This window comes from Puia sp., from assembly GCF_036500295.1.
Taxonomy (GTDB): domain Bacteria; phylum Bacteroidota; class Bacteroidia; order Chitinophagales; family Chitinophagaceae; genus Puia.
The window spans coordinates 1-16,268 of sequence record NZ_DASYCH010000137.1; the positions used below are offsets into that span (position 1 = coordinate 1).

Below are 16,268 nucleotides of genomic sequence, written 5' to 3' on the forward strand. Positions count from 1 at the left end.
CAATCGCTGTACGAAGAGATCGATCTCATCACCAAAGGCGGTAACTACGGCTGGAATGTCCGTGAAGGCGCTCACTGTTTCAATACCGATAGCAATCTGCTTGAACGTTCCTCCTGCCCCACCACCGATTCGGCCGGTAAACCCCTCATAGACCCCATGATCCAACTGGTCAATACCGCCAATCCCAAAGGCGGCGGAGCCGGCATTGCGATCATCGGCGGCTATGTTTACCGCGGCTCCGCACTGCCCGCCTGGCAAGGCAAATATATCTTTGGCGTCCTGTCTTCCACCGGCCAGGCCGATGGCAAGATATTCTCCGCCGATATAAATGCCAACGGTACCTCTCCCTATAACGCTATCGCCCTGAAAAGCTTTCCATCCAACCTGGGAACCTACCTCAAAGGCTTTGGCCAGGACCAGAGTGGAGAGATCTATTTGCTGACCAGCGACCAGGAAGGCCCGCAAGGCGCCACCGGAAAAGTCTGGAAGATAATCGCATCAAAATGAGTCCCCCGCAATGGGGCACCCGAAAAGAATGCCCCGGTGCAAACCGGGGCATTTATCAATATAACGTCGCTCCTTACGCCGACACCCGCGCTTGCAGGTATTCGTCGAGGTTCCCAAGACCCATCTTGAACCCTTCTTCGAAACCCATGCTGATAATCGCCTGCATATCGGCTTCCTTTTCAAAGCTGATCTCCACCCTCACCGTCGTAACACCATTCGATTCGCTGAACTCATTCCGCCAGCTCATCACCGGAAAAGCCATATTCTTATTCCCGGCTTCATCGCAAAACGCGACCAGACTGGAATAGTTCTTCTGCGGCTGAACCGAATCGAACTCGACACTGCACCACTGACCATTCCCATCCGGGCCCTTCATAAAATATAACCACTGGCCACCCGCTCTGAAATCCATTTTCTTCGTTACCGCTTTAAACGGCTTCGGCGCCCACCACTCATCCAGTACTCCGGCATCGGTCCAGGCTTTCCATACCAGGTCCAACGGCCCATCAAATTCCCGTACAACGGTGATCTTTTTGTTTGCAAGGTCTTTTGAAAAGACCGCTTCTCTTTTCGTCATGGCTTCTTAATTTTTAAATTTTCATACCCTCAATTATTGAACCAGGCAGGAATTAACCCGCAACCGTTCAGTTGCAAATATAGCGCAGCTATTCGGTTGCGCAAATTTTATCCGTAAATTTTTTTTACTCAGGGGCTTGTTCGATGAAAAAATTGCTCACATCGGTATCCGGCGGAGCATGGCCTAACAAACGGGAGATCAGCACGATCTGCCCCTTATGATGAAACTCATGCGTGGTGACATGAGTAAAGAGCTCATGCGGAGTCACCGTCACCCGCCAGCCGGTATCATGCACCCCATTAATAGGCACATCCATCTCCCCGGCAAACCGATCCAGGAAAACCGCCATCGTATCATCGACCCGTTCGTAGAGCCGGCGCAACTCATCCAGCGTCCTGCCGCTCTCATCGACGGATCCCATAGGCTGACCCAACGCCAGATAGGCCAGCCAGTGCAGGTAACAGCTGGCGCTATGTACCAGCAGATCCCGGATGCTTTTGTTCATATACGCAGACAACGGTGTATTGATACCCGCATCCCCGAAGGCCGAACCCGTGAAGTCAAAAATTAGCCCGCGCGAACTCCGCACCAGGGCATATTGCTTTTGAAAATAAGCGGTCATACTAGTGAGTGTGACCAAATATAAAGAATCCGGGCCTCCCCCGCAAGTAGCAGTAGATCCTGGGCACCGCCACGACCAAAACCAATATAAGAAAGATGACGACGGCAAACAGCCGGAAGATCGACATATCCGTTAGCAGCTGCGTCTGCACACCCACCGCTCCCGCGACATTCCTTGCCGCAAGCGCACCCGCCTGCCCGGGGGAATACCCCGCCGCCAGAAAGTAACCGCCCAGCGCATCCAGCCGCTCCGCAAAGAGTCGGTCCAGCGTCGTGGCATGCCCGAGAAAGGCCTCTTTATAATGTTGATTATACCATAATTGCAACGTATAGAAACCCGCGAAGCTGTTGCAGGTCGCCGTAAAACGGGTAAAAGCCGCGATCGTAACCCCCGTAAAACCGGTAACGGCCGGCAACCCGGAAACGATCGAGATGGTGATCGGCACGAACAGCAACCCCGATCCCAGCCCCTGCAGGACCACCGGACCCACAAGGTCTCCAAAAGAAAGGTCCGTACTGAAAATAAAATAGGCCCAAAGGTTGAAAACAAGAAGCAGGGAAAACCCGGTGACCAGGAAAACGACGCTGGAGAATTTCTTCGAAAGGATCATCTGTGCGGCCAACAGCAACCCGGTGATCAGCCCGGCCACGTTGCATGCAGAAAGCCGGATAAGCTCGTGGGTGTCCCAATGCAATATCTGTACTACATAGGCATAGATCAGCGAGAGACTGTCTTTGATGCCGTAATAACCACCAAGCAACAAAAGACCCGGAACGAAATTCCTGAATCGGAATACCCCTGGATGCAGATAAGGCCGTTTCATCACCGTTTGACGATAGCCGAGTACCACGAACCCGCAAAGCGCGATCGTCAAAGATATTCTTATCCGCTGATCGGTCAGCCAGTAATATTTCGGCCCATAGATAAACGTGTACGCCCAGGCAATAAAGCTTACCTCGCAGAGGATCAGGCTCGACCAATCCAACTGATACAGCGGATAAGGCCGCATCCCCGTTTGGGGTCGTACAAGCACTAATACAACCACCAGCGACACGAGCTGGATCAGCAGGACATAAAGATAGACATCGCGCCAATCAAGGTTGTTCGTCACCAGGTAGACCAGCGAACCCGAAGAAAGCCCGCTGCCCAGCACCGCTCCGTAAAACACCGAATAACCCACCGGCGCATACTGCGGTTTCAGCCGCGCCATGATCAGCGTAAGCGCAGACAACCCCGTACCGGCGACCGTAAAGCCGGTAACGGCGCGGGCAACCATGAACACGTAGATATTCGTCACATGAAAGCTGAAGATGCTTACCCCCATCCCCAGCGTTATCATCACCAGCAGAAAATTCCTGATCTCGAAATACCGCATGAACCGGATCTGCATCGGCAGGCTCGCGATAAGACTCGCATAGGTAAGATTGCTCGAAAAACTGACATCCTCCGGCTGCGCGGCCAGAAAACCAAGCATATAGTTGCTGACCAGGCCAAACAGGGCAAACTGCGTCAGGGCAGTCACCAGGAGAAAAAGAAGCAAGGCCCTTACAACCCATTCCCACTCCCCGGCCCAGCTCTTGAAATATACGGGTGAGTTCATTATTGATGTTTTGGGATAGAGACATTCACGTTCATGCCGGCTCTTACCGCACCCAGTGCCGTGTCGGTAAACACGATCTTCACCGGAACCCGCTGGGTGATTTTTACAAAATTGCCCGTCGAGTTGTCGGGCGGCAGCAGCGAGAATTTGGCACCCGTAGCCCCCGAAAGCGATTCGATCTTCCCATGAAAGATCTTACCGGGCAAAGCATCCAATTCCATCTGCGCCGGCTGTCCATCGTGCATTCGGGCCACCTGCGTCTCCTTGAAATTGGCGACCACCCATTTCTCTTTCTCGTTGATAATGGTCACAAGCGGCTGCCCCACCTGGATCTGCTGGCCTTCCTGGATCACCTTCTTACCCAGCCGCCCGCTGTAGGGCGCCGTGATCACCGTATAATCGAGGTTGATCCGCGCAAACTCCATCTGGGCCATCTTCCTCTTGAGATCGGCCAGCAGCAAAGCCCTCTTCGAACGCAATTCAATGATCTTCGAATAGCTGGTGCGCAGATTGTTCTCCGAGGCGCTGTATTCACTGGTGGCGACGTCATAACCCGCCTTTACCTGGTCATATTCCGATCGCGTCACCGCCTCCTCCTTTATCAGGTTTTCATATCTTCTGATATCCTGCTCCGTCCGCCAAAGTCTTGCCTTTGCAGCCGCGATCTGGTCTTTGTTGACCGTGGTGCCGGTGACCAGTGACTCCACCGAACGATCCAGCACGATCAGCTGCGCCTTTGCATCCTCTACCGCGGCCTCCGCCTCTTCCAGCCGGGCCCGGTACTCCCGGTCATCCAGCCTTACCAGGGTATCCCCCTGACGGACAAGCTGGTTCTCCTCGAAAAGGATCTTTTGGATATATCCCGCCGCCCGCGCGGAGACGGGATTGATATAGGTTTCCACCTGCGCATCATTCGTCTCTTCGTACTTCGAGGCCGTTAGAAAATAGTTGGTGAAATAGATGATGCCGGCGATCAGCGCCGCCAGCGCGATAAGCGTGGTGATGATCTTGCCGGGATGAGCTTTCTTCTTCCCCTTTTCCTGTTCCTGTGGCATATAATGAAGTTTGATGGTCTTCTATAATCTCCCCGTGGCATAGAGAAGCCGGTAATAATAACCCATTGCATCCGTCTGCGCCCGCACCAGCCGGAGCGCCGATTCCGTATACAGGTTGTCGGCATCCAGCAGATCGGTCAACAATGCCAGCTGGTTGTAATACTTGGCACTCAGGATCCTTAGGTTCACCGCGGCCTGCTCGATGGATTTCCTTGCAACGGTGATCCGGTCCAGCGATTCACGATATTTTAGGGTCAACGACCGGATCTCCTCGTTCACATTATCGGCGATATAGTCGCGTTGAAGGTGAAGACTCTCATATTGCTGTCTCGCCGCGGCCATCTTGTTACGGGTATGATAAAGCGAAGAAATATCATAGTGGACCATCACCCCGATAAAACCCGCCGACCACCATTGATTGATGGGCGGGAAGAGGTTCAGATTCGGATAGTTCAATCCATAAGCTGAATAGAGCTGCACCGTAGGACTATACTGGCTGCGGATAAGATCGATCCGGTTCTCCTGTAGCAACAGCAGCTTGCCGTACTTCTGTAACAAATAGGGAGTGTTGGGAGCTTCCGGGGTATACTCTCCGGGCAGTTCGGCAACGCCGGGCAGATTGACGGCAGTGTCCGTAATAATGATCCGGGGAGATCCCGGCAGATCTAGCTGGATGGCCAGTTTATCTTTGGCAATGGTAATATCGTTATCCGTTTGCTCCCGGTTCAGCTGCTGAGTGGAGAGATCCACTTCCGCCCTGAGCAGGTCGCTCTTCGTAACCCGTTCGTTCTCATATAAAGCCCGGATATTCTTTACCCGCAACTCAGCCCTTTTTATCTGCTCGGCGACAAGGGAGTCCTGCCGGTACAACCCGATGATCTGGAGATAGAGAAGAGCCGCCTGTGTCGAGGTCTGCCCTGCCTCGTCTCCAGTGTTTACCACCGCCAATTGCGACCGGATCTCCTTTTCTTCGATGTTCCTCCTTACCCTGCCTCCTGCATAAACAAGAAAACCTGCCTGGGTCACAAGCGAGGCGCTATTGGGATCCGGCGGACGGCTGATGGCGTGGGCATCGGAAAGTCCGTTTTGAAATAAAGTGACCTTAGTGTATCGCTGGTAATTGCCATCGGCCGCCAGATACGGCAGTACCGCATCCTTTGCATCCTGGAGATCAAATGCACTTGCCTTTTCGTCTTCCCGGGCGGCCTTTACCCGCTTGTTCTGATCCTTCGCGATCCGGATCACGTCGTTCAACGAAAAAGAATATACCGGATGACTCACACTATCCTGGGCATACAAAGGAACTCGGCAAACCGGAAGCAGACAAAACAGGAGGAACACCTTGGGCGCCATGTTGGGCTTTTTGTCCTGTAAAGTTCAGCAAAGCAACAGGTACGCTGAATAGCCGGACCATGGCAATCGTTGTATAATTGACTGCTCCCCGTACTCAACGCGCGGGCCATACATTGTCGGCCTTGAAACTATCCGGCGTATGCGGATTCCCCAGGCTGATCTTGCCGATCGCCTTCTCCGATCCGACAGGGACCGTGGTTGAGGTATTCCCTTTTTCCCATACCCCTACCGATCGATGGATCGACTTTTTGCTTCCATCTTTGAACTCGATCGTCAGATCCACCGGAACGGGTTTGCCCCCATTGTTCACGACCACCACAAATGCGGTCTTCCCTTTATGCTGAACTTCCTTTATCCCCAGATCGGGATAGCCGTCATCATAGAACCAGCGTTTCCAAAACCAGTCCAGGTTCCGGCCCGATCCTGCATTCATGCTGCCGAAAAAATCCAGCGGAAGCGGATGCTTCCCGTGCCATTCGCTGATATACCGGTGCATCCCTTTTCGGAACAGGCTATCGCCCAACAGGTCCATCGCATAGAAATAACCCATCGCCGGCTTGGCATAGGCGTTGAGAAAATAGGTCACCCCGCTTTCTTCCGTCGATAACGTGATCACAGGCAGATCCATCTCCTTTCCGGCAAGCGAGGCGTACTCCCTCACCCCATATTCATCGACGATGGAGCTATCGATCATCGGTGAGATGACCCATTCCCCGATACTCGCCCAGCCCTCATCCATCCACGCGTATTTCGTCTCGTTGATCCCCATGTAAAAGGGGAACATCGTATGAAAGATCTCATGATCGGTCAGCTCGATCACATCCTCTTTTCTGGAAAGCGGGTTGTCGTTGACCATCATCGGGTATTCCATCTGGTCAAGTCCGTCAAAAACAGTTTCATGCGGATAAGGATAGGGCCATGCGGGAAACCGGTAGCTCATACTCTCTACCGTCTTTCGGGCAAAATCGACTACCTCATAAAAATCCTTATGAACAGGGTTGAACACGGCATCCACCCGCGTCCGGCGACCCGAAGCCGCATCGACGACAAGACTCGAGGATTTCCAGATATAATGATTGCTCACCGCAAAAACAAAATCCGTCACGTCGCCGGCCTGGAATTTCCAGGTGTTGGAATCCGGCCTTTGCAGCATCCTCCCGCCGGCCAGGTCGCTCGTATCGACGATCGTCACCACACCGTCCTTTGTCTCCGCTTCGTCGATCCGCTGGTTACAGGCCGCCGATAACACCTCCCGGCGGTTGACAAGATCCCCCGTCCCCCATACCATATAGCCACCGGGAACGGTCACCTCGACATTGAAATTGCAAAAATCATTGTAGAACTCGAGGTTCCCAAGATAAGGGTTCCGGTTCCATCCATCGATATCATCGTATACGGCTATCCGTGGAAAGAAATAGGCGATAAAAAAGGCCCCGCTGTCAACCTGCCCGGTTCGGATATGCGAGTTCTTGTTCAGGGTATAGGAGAAAGCAAGGGAGACCCGGAGCCATCTGCCCGGAGCCATCGCGGGTACCCGGATGGTCGCATCCGTACCCGGCGCCGATGTAGGGAAATTCCCCGCCGTCCCATCGATCATCAGGTTGGATACACTCACCCCTTCGCTGACATCGTCCTGCCGCACCGACTGCAGGCGCGATGCCCCCTTTTTGTAAAGGTTGGGATACAACTTGAAAAGCAATGCCCGCAAACTGTCCGGGCTGTTATTGGTATAGACGATCGACTCCGTCCCGCTGACAAGCCTTGTCCGGGGATCGAAGCGCACCTGGATAGAATAGTCGGCCTTGTTTTGCCAGTAATGCGCACCCGGCTGACCCGTGACGGTTCGCGTACCCTTGGTGATTGCCGTCCGGACATTTAGCGGTACGGGTAACGGCCCTTGCCCAAAGGCCACCGCCACACAAACAAAAAAGAAAAGCAGCAGGATAAGGCGTCGAATCGGCATACGAGAGAATTTTATCCTTCAAGATACAAATTCATTATCTTAGCGCCCAAAATTCAACATCCCGTTTATGACAAAGAAATTTGCATTCGTGGCTGTCCTTACGGCAGGAATTGTATCCTTTATCGGCTGTGTCCCTACAAAAAAATTCAACGACGTACAGCAGGCCCTCGCATCGGCCAGATATGACAGTACCCAGTTGGCCAATAAAGTAAAGGATCTCCAGGCGGCCATTGCAAGACAGAACCAGCAGTCCACAAAAACGATCGATTCCCTGAACCACCAGCTGGATATGCGGCGGGATGAGATCGCAGCCCTCAATAAGCAGATCGGCAACCTTTCCGGTAAGAATAAAGACCTGCAAAGCGAGGGCGCCGCCCGTCAGGCCGCGCTAAGTAAAAGCCAGAAAGAACTGCTCGACCAGCAAGCAAAGCTGGAACACCTGCAAGCGCTGATGGATAAGCAAAAACATGCCATCGAAGAGATCAGGAAAAAAATGACCAACGCACTCGTCGGCTTCAACTCAAATGAATTGACCGTTTCCATAAAGAACGGAAAGGTATATGTAAGTCTCCAGGAGAACCTCCTGTTCCCCTCCGGCAGCGCCGTCGTCAACCCCAAAGGAAAAGATGCGCTCTCAAAACTGGCCATCGTCCTCAACCAAAATGCAGACATCACCGTCGACATCGAAGGCCATACCGATTCCATTCCGATCCGCGGCAAATACGAGGACAACTGGGCGCTTAGCCTGGCCCGTTCGGCATCCATCGTACGCATCCTGACCAGCGACTACCATGTCGATCCGACAAGGGTCATCGCCTCCGGTCATAGCCAGTACGATCCCGTGCAACCAAATGCTACATCCGAAGGTCGCGCTCAGAACAGAAGGACGGATATCATCCTCTCGCCAAAACTCGACGAGCTGTACCGTTTGTTGCAAACCCCCGACACCGGCGGCCTTTAGTAAAAATATTTTTCGGGAGACTTCCCGATCTGCAGCCGGAATTGGTCATGTGACTCTTTCCGGCTGCTTACTTCCGGAGCTCAGCTCATCGACATATAAAATATGCGGCTCGTTCATGATAGTAAGACGGTCTCCATCTCCTGGATGCGCACTGCATTGATATGAGGAAAAGAAACATTCTTTAAAACAGAAAAATGAGAATCGTGAGTGACGAGATAGTGAGCCGCCGCTGCAACATAACAATCGACGAACTTATTGTCATCCGGATCCCTTATCAAATTCCACCGAAAATAAACATGGGTAATATATACATTAGGCAACTCCTTTAAAGCAACCAGAAAATTCGATGCAACATGTTCCGAGTATTTTGCTTTCAATATTTCTTCATATTCAAGCAAGATCTCATTTGTCACATATAGCTCAAATTTTTCTTCAAGCAAATTTTCTATCAACCAATGATAAGGAGACCTGGAAGACAAAGCCGAAACAAGAACATTCGTATCAATGACCGTCTTTATCGCCATAATCTTGTTCGTCTTCGTTTAGCCATTGATCCATTGTCTCATTCGTGTACCCTTTTTGAGCCCAAATTGCGTCTGCGTCCCCAATGGCCTTGAAGGCAAAATATCTGGCAAGATAGCGCTTGATATGCAGCAGATCATCCTCCGGGATATCCGAAGAGTAAAGCTTAAGTAGCTCTTGTTGAAGATTGCTTAAAGGATGAGCTGCTGACATTTTTGGATTGAAATTATTCACCACTAAGTTATCAAAATTACAAGGATTTTACTAGCCTCCCATAATGCGATAATAATCAATTATTTAATTCACTTGTTTCATCACCCAATTGCCCATAAACTCCAACGCCACCGGCGCAAAGGTCTGCTCGATGGTGGAATATTCCGCCGGTAATCCGGTCTTCGCCTCCTGGAACAGATGATTGAGGTCGGAAAACTCCTTCACCTCGACATGTCTATTCCCGCCCTTCTCAAGGGCACGGCCGATCGCCACAAGATTATCCTCCGGCGCCACCTGCAGATCCTTCGAGCCGGCCATCGCCAACACCGGACAACGCACCCGCTCCAGTGCCGGAGCGGGATCATAGGCCAGAAAATATTCCATCCAGGGACTCGACAACTGGTCGATCGCCCCCCTGGTCATGGACGATCCGGAGCGTAATACCGGAAATCGGGTGGATTGATCGGTAAAATAGGTTTCCAACTGCCGCCGGAGCGTATCACGGTGTTCCAGCCGCAGGCTGTCCCGGACGATGATATCCATCGCCCCCCGGTTCACCTCCAGCATATCCTGCGCCGGTTTACTCCACGCGCCGGCTGCCTGCGCAATCAGCTGCTGCTGTGAAAGGATCACTTCTTCCCCCCGTACCCCCGGCCCGGCCAGCAACACGATAAAACGAATATCCTTGGACCTTTCCGCAACCATCGGCGCAATAAGCCCGCCTTCACTATGTCCGATGAGGCCGATCCGGCGCACATTGATCTCTTTTCTGGTCTTCAGATAGGCCACCGCCGCTTCGACATCCGTGGCAAAATCAGCCGTCGTCGCCTTGCCGAAGTCCCCGGTTGACTGCGCCACACCCCGGTCATCGTATCGTAATACCGCGATCCCCCGACGGGTAAGCGCATCGGCGATCACCAGAAACGGCTTATGCCCCAGCAGTTCCTCATCCCGGTTCTGCGGCCCGCTGCCCGTGATCAGGATCACCGCCGGGAACACCCCCTTTCCCGGTGGCAGGGTCAGCGTACCGGCGAGCGTGACACCCGCCGCCTTGTTCTCAAAACGCACCTCTTCGGCCACATAGGGATAAGGCTTAACCGGCTCCTGCGGCCGGACAGGTGGCGCCACCCCACCCCGCCGCATCTCCAGCGGAAAAGAAAGTCCGCCCTGCCGGAAAGTCCCCGTAATAACGCTATCCTTCCAGTCGCCGCTGTACTCGATCTTTGGCTGGGCAACCTCCAGGATCAGTTGCCCCTGAACCAGCCGCGCGGAAGCGACAGGGATACCATTGACACCCTGGTCCGGACTGTCCATAAGCGCGCTATAACCCGTATCTTTTTTGCTGATATGAAAGACAATATGCACCTGTAGGCCGGGAGCCTTTAACAATCCCGTCCAGTCACCGGCAATGCCCGGTGCGGCGGTAATGTCCTGTGCGGAGGCGGCCAGCGCGATCCAGCAGACCGACGCCGTCGCGATTATTTTTCTCATAAGAAAGACCGAAGATAACCCATTCACGGCGGCGCGACAACTATTGCCCCGCCGGCACTTCCACCGTCGTCGACATCCACCTGCCCCCCTTGCTGTCCGTCACTACCAGCCCATAAACACCCGGCGCCAGCGCCGCCGGCAACGCCAGGCTTCCGCTGAATGCCGCCCCCCCTGAAAATTCCCGCTTCGCCAGCAGCCGTCCCGACATATCCAGCAGCCCCAGCTGATAGATCCCCGGCGTCAGCCCCTCACCCGAGAAATTCAATTTCCGGCCGACGACAGGATTAGGATACACCGAGAGGTGCACACCCGCATCACCCGCCGGCAACTCAACCCGGCAAACCGCGCTGTAGGCAACCACCGCACTCTGCTGATCCACCAGTTTCAGCCGGTAGTCATCATGACCCGGAAAAGGCTGCTGATCCAGGACGGTCTGCCCATTGGCCAGGGGCGCCTCATACTCCAGCAGCGGAAAGAAATTCACGGCATCGGCACTTCTCTCAACCACCAACCGGCTGCAATCATTGATCGTCCCAAGCGTCCAGTTGAGCTGAACCTTGCCGCCTTCTGCCCGGGCGGAAAAATCAACAACTCTGTCGGCAAGCACCACAAGCGAGGTGTTGGTCACCCAAAGCCCCGTCACAGCCACCTGGTCCAGACCGCCACCCGAGAAGTCCGAGCCTGTAGGGAAGTTCGCGGCATTAGTATAGTCCACCAGGTTGGCAGCCGACGAGATATTGACATCCGTACCGAACAGGGAATATCCGTAAGTCGTCGCGCCATTGGGAATGCCGAGATCGGAAAACCGGAGAAGTACCCCGTCCCGAAACTGGTTAGATGTGTTGTTCATCAGAAACAGATGGGCATCCGCAGGGTTCTTTCTCAGCGTAAGATAATTTATCGAAGTACCGACGTTGGACCCGTAATTGGCAGCCGTGACGGAAACCGCACCGTAGTAGGAAGATGGATCCCCGTTAGCATCGACGGTCTTTATCGCCGCGACGTAAAAAGGATCATGACCACCCCCGGCTCCCCGGTCAAAAACCGCAAAACCCGCCTTTGTCCCATCCGTCGAGCTGCCTGCGGCAGAGAGAAGAAAATCCACTCTTTCGATATTATTGTTATTCGTATTGGTCGAATTCTGGAAGTTGTTGTCGATACCGATGTTGAACACCTGCCCCGACGAAAATATCCGTTCAAGACTGTCGTCATAGTCCGGCCGAAGCGCAACCGTCCCGCCGCTGGGAACCGTCGCGCCGTTGTTCTGCTCGAGCCAGAGCGATTTGCGAAGCCCGGCGACGGACGCATTGTCGGCCCGGCGGAACCTCACCTTCGTCCCAGCGGTGAACCGGAAGATCATCCCCACAGCCGTAAAAGAATCCAGCAGATAAAGATTGGGGGTCGTCACCGAATGGCCGAAAGCATAGTTATAATGGTTGAGGTTGAGCCCGCTGCCTGCGTTGCCCGTAGCTCCGGTTCCCGCATATGTGGTGGATGTCGTAACGGTAACCCAGTGGGCGAATTCCGCGGTTACCGGTGTTTGTGCCGATGCCGGGCCGAAGGCCGGCAAAAGGGAGAATATCGGCAAATAAAAGAACAACAGGGGCGTCAACAGCCCCCTCAAAAAAAATTGGGGTTTCATGGATAGTTGGTTTAGGTGGGGTTTCAGGAGGTCGGCCCTCACCGCGAAAAGTACAACGCCAATGCGGTCAAAGAAAGCGATTGGCCGTTTTCCCGCCTGTCCTAAATAGTAACCATTAGCCATTGACTCCAACTTCTCCCGGAGTAGCGGCAAAAAAACAGGGCCGGCCCGATGATCGGAACGGCCCTCTGCGATAAGTTGCTAAATTGGAGTCGAAACTTAGGACTGGATCTTAAATGAATAAGGACAAGGGCTCGACGGCTAATGGTTATGGAACTTGGGACACAACTATTCTTGACTGTTAGTTCTTTTCAGGTCTTCCTTATAGATGAGGTCGAACATCTTCAACACATCGATACTGAACAGATCCGCCATTTCATAAACATCCCCGACAGAAAACTTCTTCGGATACTCCATCATAACAGTGAACCTGTCGACCTTCTTCCCCAAATCGTTCGCTACAACCGTTTTTTTGATATACTTAAAAATGTCCGTAAATGATTCAATTTGACCTTGGGACAGCATGGGTTTGATAAGGTCATAACGCGGGTCTCTCGTTCCCATAATCAAAGAAAGGTTTTTTTTGAATTAGATAAAGGCATCTAAAAAACTATTTTTTGGCCTTGTCCCTTTTTGTATCCCACTTCATCATCATCCGAATCCGCATTCGTCATTGCCACACTACCGATTTGTCTTTTTGTTCAAAACCCGCTTCAGCAAAGGATCACAAAGCATTTCAACAAAACAAATTTACTAATATTTTTAGTATTTATGACACTAAAAATATTAGTTTTGTTTTCAACAGAAACCTTACCATGTACCTTTGCAAGTCCTATTTTAGTTTCAACTACGGAACATTCGCTACCGAAGAATTAGTCAAATCCGGCGCAGACACAGGCGCTACCACGCTGACACTCACCAATATCAACTCCACCTGCGACGCCTGGGATTTCGTTCAGTTTTGCACTCAGCAGGGCATAAAACCCATCCTCGGTGCAGAAATTCGTAACGGCAATACCCTCCTATATATATTGATAGCGGCAAACAACAAGGGATTCCGCCGGATAAACGAATTCCTTTCCGAATATCTGCGCGAAAAAAAACCATTTCCCGCCGGCAATGTCCTCGAACCCGTATTTTATAGCCCGGAAGACGGATTTATCATCCACCCTATCGGCGGTAAAACGCCGGAGTCGCTAAACAGCAACGAACGCATCGGCGTACTCCCGGGCGAGGTCAACAGGTTGTTAAAACTGCCCCTGGCTTCGAGTCCCGATAAATGGGTCATCCGCCAGCCCGTGACCTTTCAGAATAAGGTCTATTATAATCTCCATCGCCTCCTTAGGGCGATAGATGGGAATACCCTGCTGTCAAAACTAAAACCCGAAGACCTGGCTTCTCCGCAGGAATACTTCCTCCCGCAGGTGGAGATGCTCACCGCCTTCCGGCAGCATTCCGCGATCATCACCAATACCTACCGGCTGATCGACGCCTGCTCGATAACCATGGATTTTGGTGTGGATAAGAATAAACAACTTTTCACCGCCAGCCGCGAGGACGACCGGGTGCTGCTCGAAAAACTGGCCCGCGATGGGTTCCGGTTCAGATATGGCGCCAATAAAAAGGTAAAAGAACGGTTCAACAAAGAGCTCCGTATCATCGATCAGATGGGCTTTACAGCCTATTTCCTGATCACCTGGGACATGATCCGTTATGCCCAAAGCCGGGGTTTCTATCATGTCGGCCGGGGCAGCGGCGCCAATTCCCTGGTCGCCTACTGCCTCCAGATCACCGATGTCGATCCCATCGAGCTCGATCTGTATTTCGAACGCTTTCTGAACCCTCATCGGACAAGCCCACCCGATTTTGACATCGATTTCTCCTATCTCGATCGCGATGAGATCATCGATTATATGATGAAACGGTATGGCCGCAACCACACCACCCTGTTGGGTATGTACCCAACTTTTCAATACAACGCCATCATCCGGGAATTAGGAAAGGTCTTCGGCCTGCCCAAAGCCGAGATCGACGAACTGGCTTCAAGAGGATATTCCGGCGACAGGATCCAGCGCGCCATCATCCAATACGGTAAGCTTCTCCAAAACTTCCCCAGCGGCCTGAGCATCCATCCCGGCGGTATCCTCATTTCCGAGAAGCCGTTGGCCAACTACTGCACCATCCACCTTCCGCCAAAGGGGTTCCCTACCGCGATGATCGATATGTTCGTCGCCGAGAACATCGGGCTCTATAAGCTGGATGTACTGAGCCAGCGCGGTCTGGGCCACATAAAAGAATGTATCCAGTTGGTAAGAGCCAACCACCGCATCGACATCAATATCCATGAGATCGATAAGTTCAAAAAAGACCCCGCCATAAAAGAGCAGCTCCGCATCGGGAATACGATCGGCTGTTTCTATATCGAGTCCCCAGCCATGCGGCAGCTGATAAAAAAACTGAAATGCGATAACTATGAGACCCTCGTCGCCGCCAGCTCGATCATCCGGCCCGGAGTGGGGCGTAGCGGCATGATGTATCAATATATCTACCGGTATAACAATCCCGGCAAATTCGAGTATCTGCATCCAAAGCTAAAGGAGATACTCGGCTCGACCTATGGCGTGATGATCTATCAGGAACAGGTCATCCAGGTAGCCCATGAATGGGCCGGATTGGAAATGGCCGACGCCGATCTCCTGCGGCGCGCCACCAGTTCAAAATATCGCGGGAAGGGACACCTGCCAATGTTAAAGGAAAAATTCTTTGCCAACTGCAGCGAAGCCGGCTACCCGGCGGAAGCCACCCAGGAGGTCTGGCGGCAGATCGAAAGTTTTGCCGACTACAGCTTCTGCAAGGCGCATTCCGCAAGCTACGCCGTGGAAAGCTACCAGAGCCTTTTCCTGAAAACACACTTCCCCATGGAATTTGCGGTCGCGGTGATCAACAATTTCGGTGGGTTCTACAGCCGGGAACTATACTTCTATGAGTTGATGCGAACCGGCGCCCGGGTCCACCGGCCCTGTGTGAATAACAGCGATTATTACACCAACCTCCGGGGAAAAGAAGCCTATGTCGGCTTTGTCCATATAAAAGGCTTGGAACAGACCTTTGCAGACCGGATCACCGAATCCCGGGAATGCACCGGTCTCTATTCCGACCTCGCCGATCTCATCGAACGCACCGCCGCAACATCCGAACAGCTGGACATCCTGATCCGGACCGGCGCCCTTCGGTTCACCGGCAAAAGCAAGAAAGAACTCCTGTGGGAAGGCGACTTCGTACAAAAAAGGACAAAACTCAGCCATCCCGTGTCGCACCCGCTTTTTAAAGAAGCGCCCGTATCTTTCACGCTGCCGGACCTGCCCGTCTATCCCATGGAGGATTATTATGACGACATCGAACTGCTTGGGTTCCCGGTTGGCGATCCCTTTTTCCTGGCAGACGATGACCCATCCCGGTACGGGACCGCCCGCGATCTCGCCGGGCGTCTCGGCCGGCCGGTGACGGTCCTCGGCTATCACATCACTCATAAACCGGTGCAAACGGTAAAAGGCGATATGATGAGCTTTGGCACCTTTCTCGATGTCAACAAGGAATGGATCGATACCGTGCACTTCCCTCCTATCCACGCCGCCCATCCGCCCCAGGCCGGCTTCTTTCGCATCACCGGAAAGGTGATCGAAGAATTCGGCGTATACAGCATCGAAGTCACCCGCATCGAAAAAGTGGGAATAAAAACAAGAACACCACAAACCATTTGAC

14 protein-coding genes are annotated in these 16,268 nt (G+C 52.8%); 3 read left to right on the forward strand and 11 right to left on the reverse strand.

Going from position 1 to position 16,268, the window contains the following annotated elements; genetic code table 11:
• Positions 1 to 507 (forward strand): PQQ-dependent sugar dehydrogenase (locus VGM48_RS24505; protein ID WP_331583545.1); only part of this gene is annotated, 507 nt, incomplete at its 5' end.
• Positions 508 to 580: 73 nt separating this feature from the next.
• On the opposite strand, the gene VGM48_RS24510 is transcribed toward VGM48_RS24505, so the two are convergent.
• From VGM48_RS24510 to VGM48_RS24535, 6 genes are all read right to left on the reverse strand, one after another.
• Positions 581 to 1,084, reverse strand: coding sequence for an SRPBCC domain-containing protein (locus tag VGM48_RS24510; protein ID WP_331583547.1), 504 nt, complete (start codon positions 1,082 to 1,084; stop codon positions 581 to 583).
• A 124-nt stretch (positions 1,085 to 1,208) separates the two neighbouring features.
• Positions 1,209 to 1,706: a DinB family protein gene (locus VGM48_RS24515; protein WP_331583549.1), complete on the reverse strand. Its 498-nt coding sequence runs from the start codon at positions 1,704 to 1,706 to the stop codon at positions 1,209 to 1,211.
• 1 nt (position 1,707) lies between these two features.
• Entirely contained in the window at positions 1,708 to 3,306 is a 1,599-nt protein-coding gene (locus tag VGM48_RS24520) for an MFS transporter (protein WP_331583551.1), read from the reverse strand.
• Positions 3,306 to 4,361, reverse strand: coding sequence for an HlyD family secretion protein (locus VGM48_RS24525; protein WP_331583553.1), 1,056 nt, complete (start codon positions 4,359 to 4,361; stop codon positions 3,306 to 3,308). Before VGM48_RS24525 ends, VGM48_RS24520 begins: the two co-directional genes overlap by 1 nt.
• A 21-nt stretch (positions 4,362 to 4,382) precedes the next feature.
• A complete protein-coding gene (locus VGM48_RS24530) occupies positions 4,383 to 5,714 on the reverse strand; it encodes a TolC family protein (protein WP_331583555.1) in 1,332 nt (443 codons plus the stop codon).
• Positions 5,715 to 5,808: 94 nt separating this feature from the next.
• Entirely contained in the window at positions 5,809 to 7,677 is a 1,869-nt protein-coding gene (locus VGM48_RS24535) for a M1 family metallopeptidase (RefSeq protein WP_331583557.1), read from the reverse strand.
• A 67-nt stretch (positions 7,678 to 7,744) separates the two neighbouring features.
• Here VGM48_RS24535 and VGM48_RS24540 point away from each other — a divergent pair, with 67 nt between their 5' ends.
• Positions 7,745 to 8,638, forward strand: a complete 894-nt coding sequence (locus VGM48_RS24540; protein ID WP_331583559.1) for an OmpA family protein — start codon at positions 7,745 to 7,747, stop codon at positions 8,636 to 8,638.
• 113 nt (positions 8,639 to 8,751) lie between these two features.
• Here the strand turns inward: VGM48_RS24540 and VGM48_RS24545 are convergent, their stop codons facing one another.
• From VGM48_RS24545 to VGM48_RS24565, 5 genes are all read right to left on the reverse strand, one after another.
• Positions 8,752 to 9,162, reverse strand: coding sequence for a putative toxin-antitoxin system toxin component, PIN family (locus VGM48_RS24545; protein ID WP_331583561.1), 411 nt, complete (start codon positions 9,160 to 9,162; stop codon positions 8,752 to 8,754).
• Entirely contained in the window at positions 9,140 to 9,373 is a 234-nt protein-coding gene (locus tag VGM48_RS24550) for a hypothetical protein (protein ID WP_331583563.1), read from the reverse strand. Before VGM48_RS24550 ends, VGM48_RS24545 begins: the two co-directional genes overlap by 23 nt.
• 84 nt (positions 9,374 to 9,457) lie before the next feature.
• Entirely contained in the window at positions 9,458 to 10,864 is a 1,407-nt protein-coding gene (locus VGM48_RS24555; RefSeq protein ID WP_331583564.1) for an alpha/beta hydrolase family protein, read from the reverse strand.
• A gap of 40 nt (positions 10,865 to 10,904) precedes the next feature.
• Positions 10,905 to 12,506 carry a T9SS type A sorting domain-containing protein gene (locus VGM48_RS24560; protein WP_331583566.1) on the reverse strand — a complete coding sequence of 534 codons (1,602 nt, stop codon included), beginning with the start codon at positions 12,504 to 12,506 and terminating at the stop codon, positions 10,905 to 10,907.
• 288 nt (positions 12,507 to 12,794) lie between these two features.
• Positions 12,795 to 13,070: a hypothetical protein gene (locus VGM48_RS24565; protein WP_331583568.1), complete on the reverse strand. Its 276-nt coding sequence runs from the start codon at positions 13,068 to 13,070 to the stop codon at positions 12,795 to 12,797.
• A 251-nt stretch (positions 13,071 to 13,321) separates the two neighbouring features.
• On the opposite strand from VGM48_RS24565, the gene VGM48_RS24570 reads away from it, so the two are divergent.
• Positions 13,322 to 16,267, forward strand: coding sequence for a DNA polymerase III subunit alpha (locus tag VGM48_RS24570; protein WP_331583570.1), 2,946 nt, complete (start codon positions 13,322 to 13,324; stop codon positions 16,265 to 16,267).
• The last annotated feature ends 1 nt before the right edge of the window (position 16,268 follow it).